Raw genomic sequence first — 23025 nt, forward strand, 5'->3', positions numbered from 1 at the left:
CCTTTACCTCAAGTTAACTTGAGGAATTATACTCCACTGCAGACAAAACGACGAATCGAGAAAGAGGCAGCAATATGTCCCATCAGCAGATTATTCAGACCCTGACGGAATGGATTGATGAACATATCGACCAACCGTTAAACATTGATGTTGTCGCCAGAAAGTCTGGTTATTCAAAGTGGTATCTGCAGAGAATGTTCCGCACGATTACGCATCAGACTTTGGGGGATTATATTCGCCAGCGTCGGTTGCTGTTGGCGGCAGAAGCGCTGCGAACTACGCAGCGTCCGATTTTTGATATTGCAATGGATCTGGGATATGTCTCGCAGCAGACATTTTCGAGAGTGTTTCGTCGTGAATTCGATCGTACCCCCAGCGACTATCGCCATCACGCATAGCTGCCGCCGGGAAAATTACTTTAGTGGAGGTGGCTGCTTAACCCAGGCCATAAAGTCCTGCGGTGGTAGCGCCTTCGCAAAATGCCAGCCCTGACAGAACTGCACGCCGCGTTTCAACAGCCAGGTGACTTGTTCACTCGTTTCCACCCCTTCAGCAATAATTTTCAGACGCAGACTGTGGGCCATCTCGATAATGTGCTCTGCAATCAGGTGGCTGGTGCTGTTGGTCGTCAGGGTGTCGATAAAGGATTTATCAATCTTCAGAATATCGACATTTAATGAGTACAAGTTATGCAGGTTGGAATATCCGGTGCCAAAATCATCGATCGCCACCTCATAACCGGCCTGGCGAAATGCCTGAATAACAGGCGTTGTTTTGGGCACATCAATAAATCCACGTTCAGTTACTTCGATTTTAATTTGTTCAGCGCGAACAGAATATTCCCGAGCTTTATTTGAGATAAGAGCAATAAGACGAGAAGAGTGGAAGTCCACCGCTGATAAATTGATCGAAATATAAAGATCAGGCCATTTTGCCAGGAATTCACCTAAATCCTGAAAAACTTCATCTACTACATAATCGGTCACACGTTCGATCATGCCTTCTTTTTCGGCCAACGGAATAAACTCTGCCGGGCTCATTACCGGACCGTTAAAACCTGGCCAGCGTAATAATGCTTCTGCGCCGACGCATTGTCCGTTTTTAATATCAATGATGGGTTGGTAGTGAAGTTTGAGTTGATGCTTAATTAATGCTCTGTGGAGCAGGCGACGTGGGGAGTTAAACTCCTGCCGTGTTCGGGACCACATCAATAAAACAATAATGCTGCAAATCATCCCCAGCGGAAGGGTCAATGTGGCCTGGTGATAGAGAGACTGGAAGTAGCTATCGCTGGAGGTCGAAACGATAATGGCAATTGGACGTTTATCAGAGTGGGCAATGGTATAAACGCGCTTATTTTTTTGGAAAGTCAGGTCACTCTTTCGGACCAGAGACTCCATCGTTTTTAAGTCGGCTTGCGGACTAACGGAGAAAAACATACCGGTCACGGTATCGTATACACCGAAAGCCAAAGAACGATCATCTGACATCACTTCACTAAAGGAGAGTGGATTCACCAGCGCCACATAATGACCCTGCTGCAGATAGACCATCTTATAACCTGGATAAAATGGGGTATCACGATAGTAATAAATAGAGATATCGGGCTTGCGTTTATACTCAGGTGGCGAAATAGCATACGATTGCGCGGGTAGCATTGCGGTTGAACAAATGAACTGTTCGCCACGCGCATAAATTAAATCGGCGACATAAAGACTACCGCGAATGATATTAAGCATGTAATCGCGATGTTCAGGAGCGCAGATGCGACCTTGATATTTTTCAGCCTCATTAAAAGCCGAATCTACTTGCCCAATAACAATTTCAGTTTTATCTAAAGCCAGTTGTGCAAATGAACGTAACTGCGCACCTGTTTCCTTTACTGCACGGACGTGCGCAAACCATAGCGACAGCATCACCGGCAGGAGCACTACCACGATGATCCCGACAAGTCTCAGCATCTTGCGACGCACGCTATGATTCATTTCCGCCTATATCCCTGCATTTAGTGTGCCTGCATGTAATGAAGGCAGGATGCTTTGATAAACAGGTGATTACGTTGCATGAATCATACGACATTAGCAACTTACTTTTTTCATTAAAAACCTAATATTTGGTTATGACGATAATATTCGCCCGTAAGGCAAACTAAGAGTATGCGTCGTGTTTATATAAGGGAAAATATTTGTCCAGAGGGTACAGGCGGTTTTTAGTTTGCGCAACAGACTATCTTTGATTAAGTCAAACTGCCCACAGGATAAAAAAAAGTCGCGTCACCAGGGTAATTTTTCATCTATTGGGTACTCTGGGATAAGGGTACTCAAAATACTTAGAATACGGGTTCAGAGATGACGGTTTTGCTGCGCCCCGTACGCTTTGCATCGTACAACGCATTGTCGGCAAGCGTAAGCAAAACTGAAGTATCTGAGACCCCACCCGTCACGAACACCACACCAGCGCTGAACGATAAGGTTATCTTTTCACCACTGTTGTAAAGTGGCCTCTCTGTCAGAGCCAAACGGATTTTTTGACTAAAGCGCAACGCCGTATCAGCATCAGCCCTCGGCATCAAAATCAGAAATTCCTCACCCCCAAGTCGGCCTAATGCACAATCCTGCGGACTGAGTTCGCGAATTTTCTCACAAAAATGAAGCAATGCCGCATCACCGGTAAGATGCCCCCAGTGGTCATTGATATTTTTAAAATGATCCAGATCGAGCATCAATATGCTGAAATGGCTGTATGGATCACCCGGAACACACGCAACCAGCGCCTCTTTGAACTGTCTCAAAATGGAGAAACGGTTAAAGCAGCCGGTCAAATCATCGGTGGTGGCTTTCACCGCCAGTTGATGCTCAGCTTTTTTGCGTTCGGTGATATCCAGGCCAATACTCAGAATAGACTTGTCTGGCAGCAAAATGTTTGACCAAAGAACGGTCAAAACATCACCGTTACGTTTAACGGGGTGCCATTCATGCATGTCGACAGTCACAGACGAGCTTACGGTCGCCCGAACCCGATGACGAATTTCTGCGTCAGGGAAAAACAACGCTAATGGATCGGTGCGTTGGTTTAGCTCCTCAATCGTCCAGCCAAACAGGCGTTCGCACTCACCATTCCACAGGACGCAGCGATTATTTTTATCGAAGGAGTTCATTAATACGGGTGCGCGATCAAATAACACTTTATATTGCGCAACAATGCGTTGCATCTCCCTCGCCATGCGTTCTTTAGCGACAATTTCAGCTAAATAATCTTTTAATTTCTCGACCAGAATAACAACAACATTCTTTATTATATCCATTGATGTTAAAGACCGAGGAAAAGCCAAAAAGAAAAAACCTTCCAGCCCTGGTGTCGTCGAATTTAATTTACATAAAATACCGCTCTGGAATTTATCTGCAGTATCATGCTCTGGTGGAAATAATAATGAACCGACTTGTCTGCGCCAGCATATAACCCGCCATGCATGTTGATGTCGGCGTAGCTGCGAATGTTCAAGAAAAGCCTGGGCGTCTTTCAGGGTGCAGGGTATCGGCCCCGCGCTGGCATACTGTATCTCGCCTTCCTCTTCAATGACCATCCAGGATAACGTAGAGCCGACCGCAGCGTTAATGGCTTCCAGGATTTCGCCAAGCGAACGCTGTTCAGTCAACCAGGGCATCAATTTTGCCAGGATACCAAGTGCCACTGCACCGTCATCCAAGGGAATGGCGGAAATTTCTGTTTTCATTTTTTCTATCACCGATGATTAAACACACCGGACCATACCCACAATGAGCAACGTTAAAAAAATAAAAAGCCATAGAGTCACACACGCAGCGCCTGCATTAAAAAATGCGGCGTAATGCAAACAACGTCTGTTGAGGATATATCCATCAGGATCAAAAAACCTGAAAGTCAGCATTCAGGTATATATAACTATTGGATCAAGAATAATAGATGAACAGCGAACTGTAAATATCACCTAAAACACATGTAAAATCACTGGGTTACTAAGCAAATGAATTTGAAAGTATTATTTTTATTCATAGCAAAATCTTATCATTCCAATTCAACAGCACTTTTATCCATATCGAAAGCCCATTTTTCTATAAAAATCCGGCTGGTCAGACTGGCTAATAAAAGAACAAATGTGATATAGTTCACAAAAATCGAAACAGGAACACTGTTTCACCTGATGTAACCCCCGCGGACTCCAGCATAGCCAGCGCATCGCGCATGTGGCTTCAGCACGTCCGCCTGAAATTTGTTTATTTTTGAGGACGGTTCCATGGCAACCCTAACCACCAGCGTCGTACTGTTACGTTGGCAGATATTGAGTGCAGTGCTGATGTTTATGGCCAGCACACTGAATATTCAATTTCGTAAAGCGGATTATGTTGGACTGGCGGTGATCAGTAGCGGTCTTGGTCTGGTGGCAGCCTGCTGGTTCGCGACCGGTTTGCTCGGAATCACTCTGCTGGATGCGGCCAACGTCTGGCACAATGTAGTGAATATCATGGTGGAAATGTCAGCGAAAGCGCCACCAGAATGGCCAATGGTTATTACCTGATTAAAAAGCTCCCATGTGGAGCTTTTTAATACCCGCAAACCACGGATACAAAAAACCCTCGTCATCACGAGGGCTTATCATCACAGGCTTAACGCTAAATATCCGGTAATTATCAGAACGGGATATCGTCGTCGAAATCCATCGGTGGTTCGTTAGACGGCGCCGGCGCGGACTGCTGTGGGCGAGACTGCGCGCCGCCGCTGAACTGGTTACCACCCTGCGGCTGCTGAGGTTGGCCCCAACCCCCCTGCTGGCCCTGACCACCGCCCATGTTGCCACCAGCCGGAGCGCCGCCGCCCTGACGGCCACCGAGCATCTGCATGGTGCCGCCGACGTTGACCACAACTTCAGTGGTGTATTTTTCTGAGCCGGACTGATCGGTCCATTTGCGAGTACGCAGCTGACCTTCGATGTAGACCTGAGAGCCTTTACGCAGGTATTCGCCCGCGACTTCTGCCAGTTTGCCGAACAGCACAACACGGTGCCACTCAGTCTGCTCTTTCATCTCACCGGTTGCTTTATCGCGCCAGGATTCGGAGGTCGCCAGCGTAATGTTGGCAACTGCGCCACCACTCGGCATGTAGCGTACTTCCGGGTCCTGCCCCAGATTACCGACGAGAATCACCTTGTTTACGCCTCTGCTGGCCATGATCGAGTCTCCTGAATACGTTTCTATATAGTGTAAACGCGAGAGTGTACCATTTCCACGTGGTCTTCCGATAGTTTCGAAGCATCTTCCAGCGTTCTCGCGAACTGTACATTTTTGCACATTTTAGCGGAAGATGCATTCCAATACTGTATATTCAAACAGGTTAAATTGTGTCATAATTAGCCGTTTCTGCCGGTTGTCCTTCAAACAAATCAGGCATTCCGAGTCATTACCGGGAAAGGTGAATGGATAAGATCGAAGTACGGGGCGCACGCACCCACAATCTCAAAAACATCAACCTCGTCATCCCCCGCGACAAGCTGATTGTCGTGACCGGGCTGTCAGGTTCAGGTAAATCTTCACTGGCTTTCGACACCCTGTACGCCGAAGGGCAGCGCCGCTATGTAGAGTCACTCTCCGCCTACGCCCGTCAGTTTCTGTCGCTGATGGAAAAACCGGACGTTGACCATATCGAAGGGCTTTCGCCAGCGATTTCTATTGAGCAGAAATCCACCTCGCACAACCCGCGTTCCACAGTCGGTACCATCACCGAAATTCACGATTATCTGCGTCTGCTGTATGCCCGCGTCGGCGAACCGCGCTGCCCGGACCATGACGTACCGCTGGCGGCGCAAACCGTCAGCCAGATGGTCGATAACGTACTGGCCCTGCCGGAAGGCAAACGTCTGATGCTGCTGGCCCCAATCATTAAAGAACGTAAGGGCGAGCACACCAAAACGCTGGAAAACCTGGCAAGCCAGGGCTACATCCGCGCCCGTATCGATGGTGAAGTCTGCGACCTTTCCGATCCGCCGTCGCTGGAACTGCAAAAGAAACACACCATTGAAGTGGTTATCGATCGTTTCAAAGTGCGTGAGGACCTGGCTCAGCGTCTGGCTGAATCATTCGAAACCGCGCTGGAGTTATCCGGTGGTACGGCGATCGTCGCCGATATGGATGATACCAAAGCAGAAGAGATGCTGTTCTCCGCCAACTTTGCCTGCCCGATTTGTGGCTACAGTATGCGTGAGCTGGAACCGCGTCTGTTCTCGTTCAACAACCCGGCAGGCGCCTGCCCGACCTGCGACGGTCTGGGCGTACAGCAGTATTTCGATCCTGACCGCGTCATTCAGAACCCTGAGCTGTCGCTGGCTGGCGGGGCAATCCGTGGCTGGGATCGCCGTAATTTCTACTACTTCCAGATGCTTAAATCTCTGGCAGATCACTACAAGTTTGATGTCGACGCCCCTTGGGCGAGTCTGAGCGCAAACGTACACAAAGTCGTGCTGTTCGGTTCCGGTAAAGAGAACATCGAATTCAAATATATGAACGATCGTGGCGACACCTCCGTGCGCCGCCATCCGTTCGAAGGCGTTTTGCATAATATGGAGCGCCGCTACAAAGAGACGGAATCATCAGCGGTACGTGAAGAGCTGGCAAAATTTATCAGCAACCGTTCATGCGCAAGCTGCGAAGGAACACGTCTGCGCCGTGAAGCACGCCACGTCTATGTTGAAAACACGCCGTTGCCTACCATTTCGGACATGAGCATCGGCCACGCGATGGACTTCTTCACCAACCTGAAGCTCTCCGGCCAGCGCGCCCAAATCGCCGAAAAAGTACTGAAAGAGATTGGCGATCGCCTGAAATTCCTCGTGAACGTCGGCCTGAACTACCTGACGCTTTCCCGCTCGGCAGAAACTCTTTCAGGTGGAGAAGCGCAGCGCATTCGTCTGGCAAGTCAGATTGGTGCGGGTCTGGTAGGTGTCATGTATGTTCTGGATGAGCCGTCTATCGGCCTCCACCAGCGCGATAACGAGCGCCTGCTAGGCACGCTGGTTCATCTGCGTAATCTGGGCAATACCGTGATTGTGGTGGAACACGATGAAGACGCGATTCGTGCAGCCGATCATGTGATCGACATCGGTCCGGGAGCAGGTATCCACGGCGGTCAGGTGGTAGCAGAAGGCACGCTGGATGACATTATGGCGGTGCCGGAATCCCTTACCGGCCAGTACATGAGTGGTAAGCGGAAGATAGCGATACCCAAATCACGCGTCAAAGCCGACCCGGAGAAGGTGCTGAAACTGACCGGTGCACGAGGCAACAACTTGAAAGACGTCACGTTGACACTGCCGGTTGGCCTGTTTACCTGTATCACTGGGGTGTCGGGTTCAGGTAAATCCACGCTGATTAACGATACTCTGTTCCCTCTCGCGCAAACCCAGTTGAACGGGGCCACGCTCGCGGAACCTGCACCTTATCGTGATATTCAGGGGCTGGAACATTTCGATAAAGTTATCGACATCGACCAAAGCCCGATTGGTCGTACACCGCGTTCAAACCCGGCGACCTATACCGGCGTATTTACGCCCGTACGCGAACTGTTTGCTGGTGTACCGGAATCCCGTTCACGTGGTTACACGCCAGGACGTTTCAGTTTTAACGTACGCGGTGGGCGTTGCGAAGCCTGTCAGGGTGATGGCGTCATCAAAGTTGAAATGCACTTCCTGCCGGATGTGTACGTTCCGTGCGACCAGTGCAAAGGCAAACGCTATAACCGCGAAACGCTGGAGATTAAGTACAAGGGCAAGAGCATTCACGAAGTGCTGGATATGACCATTGAAGAAGCCCGTGAGTTCTTTGATGCCGTACCTGCGCTGGCGCGTAAGCTGCAAACCCTGATGGACGTAGGCCTGACCTATATTCGTCTGGGTCAGTCCGCAACGACCCTTTCTGGCGGCGAAGCCCAACGTGTAAAACTGGCGCGTGAGTTGTCGAAACGTGGCACCGGCCAGACGCTCTACATTCTGGATGAGCCGACCACCGGTCTGCACTTCGCGGATATCCAGCAATTGCTTGAAGTGCTGCATCAGTTACGCGATCAGGGCAACACGATTGTGGTCATTGAGCACAACCTGGACGTCATTAAAACCGCAGACTGGATTGTCGACCTGGGGCCGGAAGGCGGTAGCGGCGGCGGGGAAATTCTCGTCTCGGGGACACCGGAAACCGTCGCCGAATGCGAAGCCTCGCACACAGCGCGATTCCTGAAACCCATGCTCAAATAGTCAGACAGAAAGCTGTTGCCTGACGGGCTCAGGTAACAGTGACATGGCCTGTTTATACGACGCGTCCACCAGATAGTAGATTTGCGAGTCGGGTAGCGATCCATCAAGATAGACCGTGCTCCAGTGGGCTTTATTCAGATGCCTGCTGGGGCGCACATCATCGTGTTGTTGCCGCAGAAGATCGGCCAGCTCCGGGCTGCTTTTCAGTGAAGCCGCCGGACGCCCTTCCACCTCTTTCACCATAGCAAAGAGTACGTCAGACACCTTAATCTGTGTGGCTTTCCAGTCGCTATGCACGCTCTGTTCTGCCCCCGGTTTTGCCATGCAGTACTGCAGTAACTCCGAAATGGTCATCTTTATTCCCCTTGTCGGCGAGCGATAAATAATCTTCTGGATTGAAGGGTAGTTGAGAAGGTATCACCTGTCATTGAAGCCATCCTGCCAGTACGCTTTTGTCCACACTAATGTCAATGACGTCAGCCTCCGTGAGGCTCATTCACGGCTACCCTGTTTCATCATAATTTCCTATCCATGTTTTTCATGCAGGTCAGGCTGCAAATATCGTCATGTTTAAGCAGAAAGTCGGCTTTTATACTGGCTACCACATTCCAGCCTGAGGGTAAGCAGATGGCAAAATTTCTTTCTTCTCTGATCGTACTAACAGTGGCATGGGGCACCACCTCCATCGCGCAGGCCAAAGAGACCTATAAAATCGCGTGGACAATTTATGCGGGCAGTATGCCCCTGAGCTACGCACAGGATCACGGCATACTGAAAAAATGGGGCGATAAGTACGGCCTGGATATTAAGGCTGTTCAGATGAATGACTATATCGAAGCACAAACCCAATTCAGATTGGGGGCTTTTGCTGGCTCCATCGCCATGTCACTGGATGCATTAACAATACCTGCCGCTGGAGGTCTCGACACGACCGTCGTGATGCCGTTAAGTGCGTCCAACGGAAGCGATGGCATCGTGATGCGCGGGAAGAACAAGGCGCTAACCGATTTAAAAGGCAAACGAATCAACTTAGTTGAGCTCTCGGGCTTCCACTATATGCTTGCACGCGCACTGGACAGTGCCGGAATGAGCGAATCTGATATCACCGTCGTCAATACATCTGACAGCGACATAGGCGCAGCCTTCGCCGACCCATCAACCGTCGCCGTTGCCTCGTGGAAACCTCAGCTAAGCCAGATTCTGCATCAATTTCCTGATACCACTGTGGTTTTTGACTCCTCAAAAATACCCAATGAGTTGGTCGATGTGTTGATGGTTAACACTGAATTACTGAAGAAAGAGCCGAATCTGGGCAAAGCGCTTACCGGAGCCTGGTACGAAGCGGCAGCAATGCTGAATCCGGAGAACCCAAAACATGGGGAATTCATCAAGTACAGTGCGGCTATCTTAGGTACCGACCCGACAAGTGTGGAAGACCAGTTCTCCACCATCAAATTCTTCACACCGGTCACTGCGAAAGAGTATGTCGTCTCTCAGGACTTCAAATCAAAAATCAGCGAAATGGCCGCATTCTCGTTTAAACATGGTCTGTTCGAAAGCGCCAGCGAGCCTGGCTACGTCGGTATAGAAGCTGGCGATGGTACCATCATCGGCTCTGCTCAAAACGTCAAACTTCGCTTCCCAACCACCTGGATTGGGGAGACGAAATAATGGTGAAGGCCTGGCGCAGTATCGAGAGCGCAACACCCTATGCATGGCCGCTTGAGGGTACATGGAATACCCAGAACACCGCGGTTATTGTCATCGACATGCAGCGTGACTTTATCGACCCCAACGGCTATTTCAGCTCTCTGGGTGAAAGCAACGCGCATTTGTTGTTGGCGGTTGAGCCTTGCCGGAGATTCCTGCAATTTGCTCGCGAAAAGGGATTCTTTATCCTGCATACACGCGAGTCTCACCGCCCCGAACTGGTGGATCTGAACGCCAACAAGCGGATCAAAGCGGAACGCAACGGATCGGCAATAGGCAGCCAGGGTCCTCTCGGACGTCTGCTGGTGCGAGGCGAATTCGGCTGTGATTTCTTCACCGGGTTCGAGCCCGTCAGTGGGGAAATCGTCGTGGATAAGCCGGGAAATAGCGCCTTTTATGCAACAGATCTGGAACACATCCTGCGGGTGAAAGGAATCCGCCATCTGATCCTGATGGGCGTCACCACGGACGTCTGCGTTTCGTCGACAATGCGTGAGGGGAATGATCGAGGGTATGACTGTTTACTGATTGAAGACTGCTGCGGCGCTGCCACCAGGCAGCTTCACCATGCCGTCCTGGAGAGTATCGGTCGTGAAGGGGGGATCTTTGGCGCGCACATCGGCAGCCAGCCACTCATCGATTTCCTCAGTTCGACATGATTAGCCTGCACCTTTTATTGGCTGTAGTCAGGCTGGCGGATACAGCCATGGATACTCTCCAGCGAGTACCTGACCACGTTTCTGACGTGGTCGTCTCCTTTACGAAACACCAGTTGCATGAGTGATGCCCGTCGTATGCTGTCGGGAAAGACAGCAATGAGTGCCCCTTCATCCACCATCCTTCGGGCATAGTGGCAAGGAAGAAATCCCAGATACTTACCCGACATGACCATCAGCGCAATAGCTTCAACATTCGAGGTATAAGCCACATCACCGGCCACTGGAAACCCGAGACATTGCAGGTCTGACTCATTGAGGAAATTGCGTGCCACAAAGTTCTGCAATGAGAGCACCCCCCTGGCTTCTGCCATCGTAAGATCAGGAGTCAGCAGCAGGCCAATAGCACTTTGGGGAGCACAATAGAGCCGGTCTTCCTCCAGGTAGAGATCCTGATAAACCAGCGCTTCATGGTGGCGGTCAAAAATACCGATAGCGATATCAAGATCTTTACGCAACAACTGTCGTTCGAGTTCATAGGGGGATTCGACGTAGACAGATAACTCAACCTGATCATTGAATCGGCTTGAAATATCCCTGATGGCTTCATGAAGTGGGAATGCACTGTCACCGACAATGTTATCAATGATCCCAATGGCGACTCGCCCGCCGCCTTCATTTTTCAGACTGTCGAGTTTATGTTCAAAAGCGCGGAGGGATAAGAGAATTTTTCGTCCCTCTTCCTGAACAGCGCGGCCGGCATCCGTTAAGGCAAATCCCTGGCGACCTCGAGTACAAAGCGTCAGTCCCAGGCGAGATTCCAGAGTAGCGACGGCACGGCTAATCGTCGATGCATCTTTATTGAGTATGAACTGGGCATTGGCGAAACCGCTGGATTCGGCAACCAGGAGAAAAATTCGCAGATTTTTGAGATCGCTGGCATCAAGATTCATCGTGGACGTCTTTACCTTCACCGTTACCTATTTCAGGGCAGACGGAAACTGAGTCTGCCACTGAAAATCATCATAACGTACCGCACTGCAGCACCCGCGCCTTTTCCAGCAATCATACATATTTCATATAAATAGGCTCTTCTGGGAAGCAGAAAAACCATCAATATTCAGAGTTCACAATGACCTCTTCACCATACACACCCGCTTGCGGCAACGGTCGATAGGTAGAGTTTGAGGCGCGAAGAATACGCACCGGGCGTGCCTGAGCCTCTTTAGCTGCGGTGATGTCATTGTTCGAATCACCGTAAAAAATTTTGATCTGCTTATCTATCAGCCACTGGGTTTTGGTGTTCTGCCCTTCTTTGTCACCGGCGAAAATCACCGGATTCATATTGGCGGCAGGGATCAAGAAATCGTCCTGCAAGGTTTTGGATACGGTTTCAGTCGCCGTCTGGCTACGCCCGGTCACAAAATAAATGCTGTCACCACGTTTCACATGCATCGCAATCAGCGCGCGCGCAACTTCTTTTGGAATGCTGAACTCGTCCCAGCCGTTATTCATCTTTTCCCAGAACTCGGGGTTCTGCAGGTAGGCTTCGCTGTCCGGGGAGTACGTTTTCTTGCCGCGCCAGAAGCCAGGGCTTGAGAAGAGCACTGTGTCGTCGATATCAAACCCTACCGCCATCGGCGGACGATCCACGAGGCTATTCTCAATCTGGGCCACGGAAACCCAATGAATAGGCGCTTGCTCGGCCAGTTTGGCGACGTTAGTTCCAACAGCACTGTCCGGCGTTGGCGTGGAAGCTAGAGCAGAAACAGTGCTGAATAGCGAAAACGACAAGCAGAGAGCTAATGTTACCTTTCGCATATTTATCCCTAAATTTTCAGTTTGTTATGCTTAGAATTTGCGCAATTGGTCAAAAAGCTCTTCGACCATACCGCCTGAAGGGGGGTAAGGAAAGACGTTTCTACGAAGCGAGGGGCTTTTCCTCCCTTGCGGGAGGAAAATATAAGGCAATTACATGACGGCGGCGAAGGCCTGTGCCACGCGATGTACATTGCGGCTGTTAAGCCCGGCCACACACATACGCCCGCTGGCGATAAGGTAAACGCCAAACTCTTCACGCAGACGATCGACCTGCGCAGCGCTCAGTCCGGTGTAGCTGAACATGCCGCGCTGCTTCAGCAGGTAATCAAAGTTACGCCCCGGTACTGCTTCTTTGAGCACGTTAACCAGTTCCTGACGCATGGACAAAATGCGGGTACGCATGGTTTCCACTTCCGCCAGCCAGGAAGCTTTCAGCACGGTATCACCCAACACGGTCGCGACAAGCTGAGCACCAAAATTCGGTGGGCTGGAGTAGTTACGTCGCACCGTCGCTTTCAGTTGTCCCAGTACGCGGGATGCCGCATCGGCGTCTTCACAGACAATCGACAGGCCGCCAACACGCTCACCGTAAAGAGAGAAAATTTTGGAGAACGAATTGCTCACCAGCGCAGGCAGGCCAGAGTCCGCAATAGCACGGATAGCGTAGGCATCTTCTTCCATACCAGCACCAAAACCCTGATACGCGATATCAAGGAACGGGATTAGATTACGTGCTTTCAGCACGGTCACCACGGCATCCCATTGTTCGTTGGTCAGGTCTGAGCCGGTCGGGTTATGGCAGCACGGATGCAGTAGAACGATGCTCTGCTCCGGAAGCGTCTCCAGTTTTTCCAGCAGCGCACTGAAGCGCACGCCGTTGGTCTCACTGTCAAACCACGGGTAAGTGCTGACGTTAAAACCTGCACCTTCAAAGATGGCAACATGGTTTTCCCACGTTGGATCGCTAACCCAGACACCGGAATTCGGGAAGTAGCGTTTGAGGAAATCGGCCCCGACTTTCAGCGCGCCGGAACCGCCCAGCGTCTGGATGGTGGCCACGCGTTTTTGCGTCAGTACCGGGTGTTCGGCACCAAACAGCAGTGGCGCAATGGTGTTGCGGTAGGTATTCAGCCCTTCCATCGGTAAATAGAGAGAAGCGCCATGCGGCTGGGCATTCAGACGGGCTTCTGCTTCGGCAACGGCCTGCAGACGCGGAATAATACCGTCTTCGTTGTAATAGAGCCCGATGCTGAGATTTACTTTGTCGCTACGGGGATCTTCTTTGAAACGCTCCATCAGCGTCAGGATGGGGTCGCCCGCATAGGCGTCAACTTTCTGAAACACGAGGTGGTTCTCCAGGTTTACAGTGGCAAGATGAACACAATAAACCGGAAGCGAGGGAAGATCGAGCGGGAGATGGGGGTGAAAGCGGGTTCACTGCTTTCACCCCACGGAAAATCAGTCGACGTATTTCAGGACTGCGCGTGAGGTCAGACGCGTTATCAGCTCATAGGCGCTGATGCCGGTGATTTCCGCGATACGCTCGACGGGTAAACCTACGCCCCAGAAGATGACCGGATCGCCGACCTGCTCCTGGCTTTCTGGTCCTAAATCAACGCAGATCATGTCCATCGCCACGCGCCCAACGATCGGCACTTCACGCCCATTCACCAGCACCGGAGTGCCAGACGGCGCAGCGCGCGGATAACCATCTCCGTAGCCCATTGCCACCACACCGAGTCGCGTATCGCGTTCACTTATCCATGTACCGCCATAGCCCACGGGTTCACCGGCTTTATGCTCGCGTACGGCGATCAGGCTGGATGTGAGGGTCATCGCAGGCTGGAAACCAAAATCCTCGCCCCACGGATGGCGATCAAGCGGTGAAACACCGTAAAGAATGATACCCGGACGCACCCAGTCAAAATGCGCCTGCGGCCATAACAGCGTACCGCCGGATGCCGCAATCGAACGCTGGCCTGGTTTGCCGTCACTAAAGGTGGTGAAGATATCAAGCTGACGCTCGGTGGCCCCACAGTCGGGTTCATCAGCGCGGGCAAAGTGGCTGACAATGTTCACCGGCTGACGCACATTTTTACACTGCGTCAGGCGCTGATAGAAGGCTTCAGCCTCATCCGGCCTGACACCGAGGCGATGCATGCCAGTGTCGAGCTTCATCCAGACGGTGACAGGTTCCGTCAGTTCAGCCGTCTCCAGCGCAGCCAGTTGTTCGACGCTGTGCACGACGGTATCAAGGTGCAAGGCGGAAACCTGCGGTAACTCGTCGGCGCTGAAGAAGCCCTCAAGCAGCAGAATAGGTTGGGTGATGCCTCCTTCACGCAAGCGAAGGGCCTCTTCAAAACGGGCGACGCCAAAAGCGTCAGCATCGGGGAGCGTTCGCGCGGTCTCAAGAAGACCGTGTCCGTAGGCGTTCGCTTTCACAACCGCCACCAGGCGACTGGCGGGAGCCAGTTCACGCAGGCGTTGCAGGTTATGTCGCAGAGCGCGGCGGTTGACTACAACAGTTGCCGCTTGCATTTGAATTCCTTAGAAATTACTCATCATCATATTGAGGACCGGCATAGTTGTCGAAGCGCGACCACTGTCCGTTAAAGGTCAAACGCACCGTACCGATCGGACCGTTACGTTGCTTACCAATAATGATTTCCGCGATCCCTTTCAGGTCGCTGTTCTCGTGATAAACCTCATCACGATAGATAAACATGATTAAGTCGGCATCCTGCTCGATGGAGCCAGATTCACGCAGGTCGGAGTTAACCGGGCGTTTATCAGCACGTTGTTCCAGCGAGCGGTTAAGCTGCGACAGCGCCACCACCGGCACCTGGAGCTCTTTGGCCAGCGCTTTCAGCGAGCGGGAGATTTCAGCGATTTCCAGCGTACGGTTGTCGGAGAGCGACGGTACGCGCATCAGCTGGAGGTAGTCGATCATGATGAGGCCGATACCGCCATGTTCGCGGGCGATACGTCGTGCGCGAGAGCGCACTTCCGTCGGCGTCAGGCCAGAGGAATCATCAATATAGATGTTACGTTTTTCCAGCAAGATGCCCATGGTGCCGGAAATACGCGCCCAGTCTTCATCATCAAGCTGGCCGGTACGAATACGGGTCTGGTCGACACGCGACAACGAGGCCAGAGAACGCATCATGATCTGCTCGGAGGGCATCTCAAGACTGAAGATCAGTACCGGTTTGTCCTGCAGCATCGCCGCATTTTCCACGAGGTTCATCGCAAAGGTGGTTTTACCCATCGACGGACGTGCGGCGACGATAATCAGATCCGACGGCTGCAAGCCTGCGGTTTTCTTATTGAGATCGTCATACCCCGTGTTGACCCCAGTTACACCATCGTGCGGCTGCTGAAAGAGCTGTTCGATACGCGCAACGGTTGCCTCAAGCACATCGGCGATGTTTTTCGGCCCTTCATCTTTGTTGGCGCGGCTTTCAGCAATTTTAAAAACCCGCGATTCAGCAAGGTCGAGCAGGTCTTCACTGGAGCGTCCCTGCGGGTCAAAACCGGCACTGGCGATTTCATTAGCAACGGAGATCATCTCACGCACAACTGCACGTTCGCGCACGATGTCTGCATAAGCGCTGATGTTCGCCGCACTTGGGGTGTTTTTGGACAACTCGGCCAGATAAGCGAAGCCGCCGACGTTGTCCAGTTGCCCCTGTAATTCCAGCGATTCTGCCAGCGTAATCAGGTCGATAGGCTTGCCCATCTCCTGCAAACGATGCATCTCAGTAAAGATATGGCGGTGCGGGCGAGTATAGAAATCCTCAGAGACAACGCGTTCTGCCACGTCGTCCCAACGCTCGTTATCCAGCATTAAACCGCCCAACACTGACTGCTCCGCTTCAATAGAATGAGGCGGCACTTTCATCCCTTCGAGCTGTCTGTCGCGGGGTTCAGTCTGTTTGTTGAAGGGTTTATTTCCTGCCATAGTGAATGGAGTTACCGAGATAGAGAATGGGTCGAAAGATTATCACATTCAGGAGGGAGCATGGCGACAAGAATTGAATTTCACAAGCACGGTGGCCCGGATGTCCTGCAAGCCGTTGAGTTTACCCCCGCCGACCCGGCGGCGAACGACGTACAGGTAGAAAACAAAGCGATTGGCATTAACTACATTGATACTTACATCCGTAGCGGTCTCTATCCGCCGCCGTCTCTACCGAGCGGCCTGGGTACTGAAGCCGCGGGCGTGGTGAGCAAAGTGGGCAGTGCGGTGAGCCACATAAAAGTGGGCGATCGCGTGGTCTATGCGCAGTCTGGTCTCGGCGCGTACAGCTCAGTGCACAATGTGCCGGCAGACAAAGTCGCTATTCTGCCAAACGCGATCTCTTTTGAGCAGGCAGCGGCCTCCTTCCTGAAAGGACTGACGGTCTTTTATCTGCTGCGTAAAACCTACGAGATCAAACCTGACGAACCCTTCCTGTTCCATGCCGCAGCAGGCGGCGTTGGTCTGATTGCCTGCCAGTGGGCGAAAGCGCTGGGCGCGAAACTTATCGGCACCGTCGGCTCAGCCCAAAAAGCGCAGCGTGCGTTGCAGGCGGGAGCCTGGCAGGTAATTAACTATCGCGAAGAGAACATCGTTGAGCGAGTAAAAGCGATTACCGGCGGCAAAAAAGTGCGCGTCGTATATGACTCCGTGGGTAAAGACACCTGGGAAGACTCTCTCGACTGCCTGCAACGTCAGGGGCTGATGGTGAGCTTCGGCAACGCGTCCGGCCCGGTGACCGGGGTGAATCTCGGCATTCTGAATCAGAAGGGTTCTCTGTACGCCACCCGTCCGTCACTCAACGGTTATGTGACCAATCGTGAAGAGCTGGAAGAGGCAAGCAACGAACTGTTTTCACTGATTGCCAGCGGCGTGATTAAAGTTGATGTGGCTGAAGCGCAGAAGTTTGCGCTGAAAGATGCACAGCGGGCACATGAAGCGCTGGAGAGTCGCGCAACGCAGGGATCGAGTTTGCTGATACCTTCATCCTCTAAATAATTCATGAGGAAGAAAGAATTAGGGCTTCCCGAAGGAAGCCCATTCTTTTTTTAGTTCGGCTGTATGTAGGGTACAGCTCGATGAATTCTTTGACGGCGCGATAGTGACAGATTTGATATATAAATCCTATTCGGTTCTTAGCAATGCGCCTGGAAAAGTGTCGAGGTTGTGATCTAACACTCAAACCTTTAGTAACGTCTGCCGTTATTGCGCTGATATTGAGGCACTTTTGGTGCTTTGATGGCGCGAATCACCCAGACGACCGCGACCGCCAGCAATAACCACGGCAGCAACTTAATCATCATGGCGAACAGCCCGCCTAAAAACATCAATGCGGTTGCCGCTAAAATGGCGGCCAGGATGCCCAACAACGATACTCCTGTTGCCAGCAACACGATAAAAAAGCCGATAATAAACAGTAATTCCAACATGGCGCGCTCCCGATAAATGAGTCATGACGTGGACTCTCATGCCAGTGTTATTTCAAGAAGCGTGCCAATCTATTTCCCTTTGATTTATCAGTAAAAAGCCCTGCAACGACGTGCAGGGCTTAGTGAAATTGACGAACATTTAGTGAAACTTTAACGATTTGCCACCAGGCTTAACGCATGCTCCAGCACCGCCACATCGGCCCCTGGCTTATGCGCGTTTTCACTGAGGTAACGACGCCACTGACGTGCCCCCGGAATACCCTGGAACAATCCCAGCATGTGACGCGTAATGTGGCCCAGATAGGTGCCTTGTTGCAGCTCATTCTCAATATATGGATACATGGCACGCACAACCGCAACCGGGTCCGCATCCGGAGCATCAACGCCGAAAATCTCCCTGTCGACACGCGCCAGAATCCCAGGGTTTTGATACGCCTCGCGCCCAACCATCACGCCATCCATATGCTCAAGATGAGATAGTGCTTCTTCCAGCGATTTAATGCCGCCGTTGATGGACATGGTCAGGTGCGGGAAATCGCGTTTGAGTTGATAGACTCGCGGGTAATCCAGCGGTGGAATTTCACGGTTCTCTTTCGGACTCAGGCCGGACAGCCAGGCTTTACGCGCATGGATGATAAACATCTCACATTCGCCTTTGCCCGACACCGTATTGATGAAATCGCAGAGGAATTCGTAGCTGTCCTGATCGTCAATCCCGATACGGGTTTTCACTGTCACCGGAATCGACACCACATCGCGCATCGCTTTGATGCAGTCCGCGACCAGTTGCGCATTGCCCATCAGGCAGGCACCGAACATGCCGTTCTGCACGCGATCGGACGGGCAACCTACGTTCAGGTTAATCTCATCATAACCGCGTTGTTCAGCCAGTTTTGCACACTGCGCCAGCGCAGCAGGGTCGCTGCCACCAAGCTGTAATGCCACCGGATGCTCTTCTTCGCTGTAGGCCAGATAGTCACCCTTACCGTGAATAATGGCCCCTGTCGTCACCATTTCGGTGTAGAGCAGCGTATGGCGGGAAAGCTGGCGCAGGAAGTAACGGCAATGCCTGTCCGTCCAGTCGAGCATCGGCGCGATGGAAAAGCGGTGGGCAGGGTAAGCAGCGGGCTGAATTTCTGGCGACATGGCGAATAAATAAGCTTTACGGAAAAATGGGGCGCTACTATAGCACAAAGAAAAACCGGAGGCGCGAGGCCTCCGGTGAGGGATCAGAACGTCACGCTAAGCTGTGCGCCTGCACCCCAGGTTTGGTCCTCGCCCACAAGACCCATCAGGTCGACATGTACTTTATTGAACGGTGCGAAACCGACACCGCCTGTGAAGACATTTTTGTCATCCCCTTTGACATCCGCACGGTAACCCGCACGAACAGCCAGCCAGCTAAGCGGACGAACTTCGGCACCCACTCCAACGTATTGGGAATTTTTTTCGCTCTTAAAGCCTTTGGTTTCCGTCAGGTCGCCATCGGCACTCAGGGTCAGCAGTTCGTTCTGCCAGGCGACCCCTGCAGTGACAAGTGGGCTTATCTGATAGGTGTCTTTGTAGTTTCTGACTTCACCCGTCATGCCGTTTTCGATACGGATATCTTTGGTATCGATATTACGTGAGACCAGGTTTTGGCCGGTCAAGCCTACGGTGATGTTTTCGGTCAGATCTGCTGCCAGGCCGACGTCTACGTTGAAACCGGAGTCATCGGTACGATAGCGATCGTTGTTCCAGTCATCACTGTTGTAATCATAAATGGAGGTCGTGTAATTGTAGACCCAGGTTTTTTGCAGTTTAGGTGTCACGCCAACCGACAGCGGTATGCCTCCCACGTCGAACTGATGCGCAAGGGCAATACCGTAATCCCAGACAATCGCCGCGCGCCCGGAAGCGGTTGAATTCAGATGACGTGTAATCTCATCGCTGCCTAACAGTGCGGCACTGCCTGCCTCTGTCAGCGCAGTGGTATCACTCCTCTGGATACCACGCAGGTAATTAATATCGTTTTGATCAACCGATGTGCTGACGCGTGCATGAGCATGCGCTTTGGTCACAAAGGCCATGGAAACCACATCGGTTGGAATGCTGACCGCAATACCCGCACTGGCTTTTGCCTGCGCCGTTTTGCCTTTAAGGAATTGCAGTTCATCCGCCAGATCCCCGGCAGCATTCTGGAATTCATCAACAACCGCAGCAGGATTCAACAGCACCTGTGCGGGTGTCAGGTTATCGACAAAATCTTTATAACCGTCGATTTTGTCGTTGATATCGTCAATCTCGTTACGCAGATCGTCTTTGTCAGTCACCTGCACACCGATACTCGGCAAGATGACGGTGACAGAATCATCAGGTTTTGCTTTTGCCAGAAGCGCAGGGTTGATCAGCGCCCCACTGCCATAACTTGCCGAAGCGACGCCGGTACCACCCATAGCATCACTACGTGCCTCCGCCCAGGTATTGGCTGCCCCCGCTTGATTTGCCACGCAAAAGGAGACAGCGATAGCGACCACTGAAAGTTTGAGTTTGTTTTTCACAATTATGTGTCTCGTAGTCAGATGAGTTTTTCTATGCCCCGTTCTTTTTTACATCAACGGGAATGCTCTATTGCTGCGAATAACATTGGAAAAATGGCTATTTCTGCCAAATACGCAAAAGTCGGCAGAAATTTATAGTTATAAGAAATGACCTTCATTATTTATAGAAGACGTACCGCGAATGTGAAAGTGAGCGGCATCTGCGCGCGATCTCGGCGTTTAGAGCAGAACATGGTAAAGTGAGAGATTATGCCGCCGGGAAATGAGAGGACGACAATGGAAAAGACCACTTCGCAAGAGATGCTAGCGCAGGCCGAAAAACTGTGCGTGCAGCGCAATGTGCGCCTGACTCCTCAGCGCCTCGAGGTTCTGCGGTTAATGAGTTTGCAGGAAGGGGCAATCAGTGCCTACGACTTGCTGGACCTGCTGCGCGAGAGTGAACCCCAGGCAAAACCACCCACCGTTTATCGTGCGCTGGACTTCCTGCTGGAGCAGGGGTTTGTGCACAAAGTGGAGTCTACTAACAGCTATGTGTTGTGCCATCTTTTTGATCAGCCAACTCATACATCGGCCATGTTTATTTGCGATCGCTGCGGCGTCGTGAAAGAAGAACAAGCGGAAGGGGTGGAAGATATTATGCATTCACTGGCTGCAAAATTAGGATTTGCCTTACGCCATAATGTCATTGAAGCACATGGTCTGTGTTCCAAATGTGCGGAAGTGGAAGCTTGTCGTCACCAGGGCGAATGTCACCACGATCACTCGATTCTGGTTAAGAAAAAACCGCGCTAGTGGCGGTTGAGAGTGCATTCAATTCGTTGTGTTAAGAGGGTGGTACGTCCATGTACCGTCGGGCAGGGTAGTCACTTCAATGCATATTCAGAGGGTTTGAAGGCTACCAGCGGTATTCGTTGCGGGTTTCCCAGTCAACAACTTCTTTTTCCGCCTGATCTTTTGCGTAGCCGTATCTTTCCTGAATTTTACCTACCAGTTGGTCACGTTTACCCTCGATGACGGTCATGTCATCATCAGTGAGTTTCCCCCACTTCTCTTTCGCTTTACCTTTGAACTGTTTCCAGTTACCGCCGATTTCGTCTTTATTCATAGTCATGTCCTCATCGTTCGGTTGTGAATAGCGAATCATCGTCCGTCGTTACGTTCTGAATATCCTGAACGTGAGAATAATTGTAGTCAGGGATCATACTGCAGAGGATTTATTCGGAATTTTTAACCATTCAAAAGACAATTATAAGAAGGTAAATCGAACAGATTGGGAGAGGCGCTGAGGATGAAGGTTATTTAAGATTTTGTTTTATAAAACAAAACCGTGGCAGCGGGACGCTGAACCACGGTTATGAAGAGGAATTACAACCACTCACCGTTGCGAATCACACCAACAGCCAGACCTTCAATCGTAAAGTTCTGCTCGCGCAGATTCACAACAATCGGGGAAAATTCGCTGTTTTCAGGCAGTAACTGAACGGTATTACCTTGTTTTTTCAGTCGTTTGACGGTGACTTCATCATCAATACGTGCAACAACCACCTGGCCGTTACGCACATCCTGAGTTTTATGCACTGCCAGCAGATCGCCATCCATAATACCAATGTCTTTCATTGACATGCCGCTAACGCGCAGCAGGAAATCGGCATTTGGCTTGAACAAGGACGGATCAACCTGATAGTGACCTTCGATATGCTGCTGCGCCAACAACGGCTCACCTGCCGCTACACGCCCAACCAGCGGCAAACCATTGTCTTCTGCGACGTCCAACAGCAAACGAATGCCGCGGGACGCACCAGAAACAATCTCAAGTACACCTTTACGCGCTAACGCTTTCAGGTGCTCTTCAGCTGCGTTTGGGGAACGGAACCCCAACTGTTGCGCGATCTCCGCACGCGTCGGCGGCATGCCCGTTTGGTTGATTCGATCACGAATGAGATCGAACACCTCTTGCTGCCTGGCCGTTAATGCTTTCATTCCGCCCCCTGGGTGTATATACAGTTATGCTGTGAGTATATACAGCTAAAGGCGATTTTGAAACCAAAATTACGCAAAAAACCAGCAGTTAGCGCAATTCTGGAAGGCTTATCGAAAATGGCCCCACAACAGTGAAACCCAGGTAAAGAGTGCAACCAGAATGGTCATCAGTACCGCCGCTGAGCCCATGTCCTTCGCGCGCCCGGACAACTCATGCAATTCCGAACCAATCCGGTCAACGACCGCTTCAATCGCGCTGTTAAGAATTTCAACGATCATGACCAGTGCCACCGAACCGATCAGCAATACGCGGGTGATGGCGTCGACATCAAGGAAACAAGCGATAATAATTGCCAGAATGACCGCAACGGACTCCTGACGAAAGGCAGCTTCGTTTATCCAGGCTGCGCGGACGCCTTTCCATGAATAACCGGCCGCTTTAATGATGCGGGTAATGCCAGTGGTGTTATTGGCCATTAAAAGAACCTTTTTATGTAATGAGCATCAATCTCTATGTAAGGTTATAGAGGTACAAAAGAATTTGTGCGCGCTTTCTGATATTCTTGCGGCGCATTGGCATTATTAACCAGAGGCT

At 51.4% G+C, this 23025-nt stretch carries 22 protein-coding genes; 7 read left to right on the forward strand and 15 right to left on the reverse strand.

Annotation, left to right across the window (positions count from 1 at the left end):
- Nucleotides 1-74 precede the first annotated feature (74 nt).
- Nucleotides 75-398, forward strand: a complete 324-nt coding sequence (soxS, locus tag AC5JPW_RS13410; RefSeq protein ID WP_494240968.1) for a superoxide response transcriptional regulator SoxS — start codon at nt 75-77, stop codon at nt 396-398.
- 15 nt (nt 399-413) lie between these two features.
- Here the strand turns inward: soxS and AC5JPW_RS13415 are convergent, their stop codons facing one another.
- A complete protein-coding gene (locus AC5JPW_RS13415; RefSeq protein ID WP_494240970.1) occupies nt 414-1985 on the reverse strand; it encodes an EAL domain-containing protein in 1572 nt (523 codons plus the stop codon).
- A 344-nt stretch (nt 1986-2329) separates the two neighbouring features.
- Entirely contained in the window at nt 2330-3733 is a 1404-nt protein-coding gene (locus AC5JPW_RS13420; protein ID WP_494240972.1) for a GGDEF domain-containing protein, read from the reverse strand.
- Nucleotides 3734-4273: 540 nt separating this feature from the next.
- Here AC5JPW_RS13420 and AC5JPW_RS13425 point away from each other — a divergent pair.
- Nucleotides 4274-4555, forward strand: coding sequence for a YjcB family protein (locus AC5JPW_RS13425; protein ID WP_494240973.1), 282 nt, complete (start codon nt 4274-4276; stop codon nt 4553-4555).
- A gap of 112 nt (nt 4556-4667) precedes the next feature.
- Here AC5JPW_RS13425 and ssb1 read toward each other — a convergent pair whose 3' ends face one another.
- Entirely contained in the window at nt 4668-5204 is a 537-nt protein-coding gene (ssb1, locus tag AC5JPW_RS13430; RefSeq protein ID WP_494240974.1) for a single-stranded DNA-binding protein SSB1, read from the reverse strand.
- Between the two features lie 245 nt (nt 5205-5449).
- Here ssb1 and uvrA point away from each other — a divergent pair, with 245 nt between their 5' ends.
- Nucleotides 5450-8275: an excinuclease ABC subunit UvrA gene (gene uvrA / locus AC5JPW_RS13435; RefSeq protein ID WP_494240976.1), complete on the forward strand. Its 2826-nt coding sequence runs from the start codon at nt 5450-5452 to the stop codon at nt 8273-8275.
- On the opposite strand, the gene AC5JPW_RS13440 is transcribed toward uvrA, so the two are convergent.
- Nucleotides 8276-8629, reverse strand: coding sequence for an MmcQ/YjbR family DNA-binding protein (locus AC5JPW_RS13440; protein WP_494240977.1), 354 nt, complete (start codon nt 8627-8629; stop codon nt 8276-8278).
- A gap of 273 nt (nt 8630-8902) precedes the next feature.
- Between AC5JPW_RS13440 and AC5JPW_RS13445 the strand changes: the two genes are divergently transcribed.
- Together AC5JPW_RS13445 and AC5JPW_RS13450 are read left to right on the forward strand one after the other, a co-directional pair.
- Nucleotides 8903-9946: a putative urea ABC transporter substrate-binding protein gene (locus tag AC5JPW_RS13445; protein WP_494240979.1), complete on the forward strand. Its 1044-nt coding sequence runs from the start codon at nt 8903-8905 to the stop codon at nt 9944-9946.
- Nucleotides 9946-10644 (forward strand): cysteine hydrolase family protein, encoded by a 699-nt coding sequence (locus AC5JPW_RS13450; protein ID WP_494240981.1) that lies wholly within the window; start codon nt 9946-9948, stop codon nt 10642-10644. The genes AC5JPW_RS13445 and AC5JPW_RS13450 overlap by 1 nt, the downstream gene beginning before the upstream one ends.
- Before the next feature lie 14 nt (nt 10645-10658).
- Here the strand turns inward: AC5JPW_RS13450 and AC5JPW_RS13455 are convergent, their stop codons facing one another.
- The 5 genes from AC5JPW_RS13455 to dnaB form a co-directional block, all read right to left on the reverse strand.
- Nucleotides 10659-11594 carry a LysR family transcriptional regulator gene (locus AC5JPW_RS13455; protein ID WP_494240983.1) on the reverse strand — a complete coding sequence of 312 codons (936 nt, stop codon included), beginning with the start codon at nt 11592-11594 and terminating at the stop codon, nt 10659-10661.
- Between the two features lie 160 nt (nt 11595-11754).
- Nucleotides 11755-12462, reverse strand: a complete 708-nt coding sequence (gene aphA / locus AC5JPW_RS13460) for an acid phosphatase AphA (protein WP_494240984.1) — start codon at nt 12460-12462, stop codon at nt 11755-11757.
- A gap of 150 nt (nt 12463-12612) precedes the next feature.
- Complete coding sequence (gene tyrB, locus AC5JPW_RS13465; protein ID WP_494240986.1) at nt 12613-13806, reverse strand: aromatic amino acid transaminase; 1194 nt, start codon at nt 13804-13806, stop codon at nt 12613-12615.
- A 114-nt stretch (nt 13807-13920) separates the two neighbouring features.
- Nucleotides 13921-15000, reverse strand: a complete 1080-nt coding sequence (alr, locus tag AC5JPW_RS13470) for an alanine racemase (RefSeq protein ID WP_494240987.1) — start codon at nt 14998-15000, stop codon at nt 13921-13923.
- Between the two features lie 16 nt (nt 15001-15016).
- On the reverse strand, nt 15017-16423 hold the full coding sequence (gene dnaB / locus AC5JPW_RS13475; RefSeq protein ID WP_494240989.1) for a replicative DNA helicase: 1407 nt from the start codon (nt 16421-16423) through the stop codon (nt 15017-15019).
- A 60-nt stretch (nt 16424-16483) separates the two neighbouring features.
- Here dnaB and AC5JPW_RS13480 point away from each other — a divergent pair, with 60 nt between their 5' ends.
- Entirely contained in the window at nt 16484-17479 is a 996-nt protein-coding gene (locus tag AC5JPW_RS13480; protein ID WP_494240991.1) for a quinone oxidoreductase, read from the forward strand.
- Nucleotides 17480-17667: 188 nt separating this feature from the next.
- Here the strand turns inward: AC5JPW_RS13480 and pspG are convergent, their stop codons facing one another.
- The 3 genes from pspG to AC5JPW_RS13495 all read right to left on the reverse strand — a co-directional run bounded on the left by pspG (nt 17668) and on the right by AC5JPW_RS13495 (nt 20450).
- The gene (pspG, locus tag AC5JPW_RS13485; RefSeq protein WP_494240993.1) at nt 17668-17910 is read right to left on the reverse strand and encodes an envelope stress response protein PspG; all 243 of its coding nucleotides are present in this window, start codon (nt 17908-17910) and stop codon (nt 17668-17670) included.
- Between the two features lie 150 nt (nt 17911-18060).
- Nucleotides 18061-19056 carry a tRNA dihydrouridine(20/20a) synthase DusA gene (dusA, locus tag AC5JPW_RS13490; RefSeq protein ID WP_494240995.1) on the reverse strand — a complete coding sequence of 332 codons (996 nt, stop codon included), beginning with the start codon at nt 19054-19056 and terminating at the stop codon, nt 18061-18063.
- 83 nt (nt 19057-19139) lie between these two features.
- The gene (locus AC5JPW_RS13495; RefSeq protein ID WP_494240997.1) at nt 19140-20450 is read right to left on the reverse strand and encodes a conjugal transfer protein TraF; all 1311 of its coding nucleotides are present in this window, start codon (nt 20448-20450) and stop codon (nt 19140-19142) included.
- A 276-nt stretch (nt 20451-20726) separates the two neighbouring features.
- Here AC5JPW_RS13495 and zur point away from each other — a divergent pair, with 276 nt between their 5' ends.
- A complete protein-coding gene (zur, locus tag AC5JPW_RS13500) occupies nt 20727-21242 on the forward strand; it encodes a zinc uptake transcriptional repressor Zur (protein ID WP_494240999.1) in 516 nt (171 codons plus the stop codon).
- Nucleotides 21243-21345: 103 nt separating this feature from the next.
- Here the strand turns inward: zur and AC5JPW_RS13505 are convergent, their stop codons facing one another.
- From AC5JPW_RS13505 to AC5JPW_RS13515, 3 genes are all read right to left on the reverse strand, one after another.
- Nucleotides 21346-21555, reverse strand: a complete 210-nt coding sequence (locus AC5JPW_RS13505) for a CsbD family protein (protein WP_494241001.1) — start codon at nt 21553-21555, stop codon at nt 21346-21348.
- Nucleotides 21556-21815: 260 nt separating this feature from the next.
- Nucleotides 21816-22430, reverse strand: coding sequence for a transcriptional repressor LexA (lexA, locus tag AC5JPW_RS13510; RefSeq protein WP_494241003.1), 615 nt, complete (start codon nt 22428-22430; stop codon nt 21816-21818).
- Nucleotides 22431-22538: 108 nt separating this feature from the next.
- Nucleotides 22539-22907 (reverse strand): diacylglycerol kinase, encoded by a 369-nt coding sequence (locus AC5JPW_RS13515; protein WP_494241005.1) that lies wholly within the window; start codon nt 22905-22907, stop codon nt 22539-22541.
- Between the last annotated feature and the right edge of the window lie 118 nt (nt 22908-23025).

The sequence above is a fragment of the Phytobacter sp. genome (genome assembly GCF_059074235.1).

Excerpts from the sequence above, each read along its gene's own strand:
- AC5JPW_RS13440 (WP_494240977.1), bottom strand. The coding sequence starts at position 8,629 with ATGACCATTTCGGAGTTACTGCAGTACTGCATGGCAAAACCGGGGGCA.
- AC5JPW_RS13425 (WP_494240973.1), top strand. The coding sequence starts at position 4,274 with ATGGCAACCCTAACCACCAGCGTCGTACTGTTACGTTGGCAGATATTG.
- dusA (WP_494240995.1), bottom strand. The coding sequence starts at position 19,056 with ATGTCGCCAGAAATTCAGCCCGCTGCTTACCCTGCCCACCGCTTTTCC.
- alr (WP_494240987.1), bottom strand. The coding sequence starts at position 15,000 with ATGCAAGCGGCAACTGTTGTAGTCAACCGCCGCGCTCTGCGACATAAC.
- uvrA (WP_494240976.1), top strand. The coding sequence starts at position 5,450 with ATGGATAAGATCGAAGTACGGGGCGCACGCACCCACAATCTCAAAAAC.
- aphA (WP_494240984.1), bottom strand. The coding sequence starts at position 12,462 with ATGCGAAAGGTAACATTAGCTCTCTGCTTGTCGTTTTCGCTATTCAGC.
- AC5JPW_RS13415 (WP_494240970.1), bottom strand. The coding sequence starts at position 1,985 with ATGAATCATAGCGTGCGTCGCAAGATGCTGAGACTTGTCGGGATCATC.
- lexA (WP_494241003.1), bottom strand. The coding sequence starts at position 22,430 with ATGAAAGCATTAACGGCCAGGCAGCAAGAGGTGTTCGATCTCATTCGT.
- AC5JPW_RS13450 (WP_494240981.1), top strand. The coding sequence starts at position 9,946 with ATGGTGAAGGCCTGGCGCAGTATCGAGAGCGCAACACCCTATGCATGG.
- AC5JPW_RS13515 (WP_494241005.1), bottom strand. The coding sequence starts at position 22,907 with ATGGCCAATAACACCACTGGCATTACCCGCATCATTAAAGCGGCCGGT.
- AC5JPW_RS13505 (WP_494241001.1), bottom strand. The coding sequence starts at position 21,555 with ATGAATAAAGACGAAATCGGCGGTAACTGGAAACAGTTCAAAGGTAAA.
- pspG (WP_494240993.1), bottom strand. The coding sequence starts at position 17,910 with ATGTTGGAATTACTGTTTATTATCGGCTTTTTTATCGTGTTGCTGGCA.
- zur (WP_494240999.1), top strand. The coding sequence starts at position 20,727 with ATGGAAAAGACCACTTCGCAAGAGATGCTAGCGCAGGCCGAAAAACTG.
- soxS (WP_494240968.1), top strand. The coding sequence starts at position 75 with ATGTCCCATCAGCAGATTATTCAGACCCTGACGGAATGGATTGATGAA.
- dnaB (WP_494240989.1), bottom strand. The coding sequence starts at position 16,423 with ATGGCAGGAAATAAACCCTTCAACAAACAGACTGAACCCCGCGACAGA.
- ssb1 (WP_494240974.1), bottom strand. The coding sequence starts at position 5,204 with ATGGCCAGCAGAGGCGTAAACAAGGTGATTCTCGTCGGTAATCTGGGG.
- AC5JPW_RS13445 (WP_494240979.1), top strand. The coding sequence starts at position 8,903 with ATGGCAAAATTTCTTTCTTCTCTGATCGTACTAACAGTGGCATGGGGC.
- AC5JPW_RS13420 (WP_494240972.1), bottom strand. The coding sequence starts at position 3,733 with ATGAAAACAGAAATTTCCGCCATTCCCTTGGATGACGGTGCAGTGGCA.
- AC5JPW_RS13480 (WP_494240991.1), top strand. The coding sequence starts at position 16,484 with ATGGCGACAAGAATTGAATTTCACAAGCACGGTGGCCCGGATGTCCTG.
- AC5JPW_RS13455 (WP_494240983.1), bottom strand. The coding sequence starts at position 11,594 with ATGAATCTTGATGCCAGCGATCTCAAAAATCTGCGAATTTTTCTCCTG.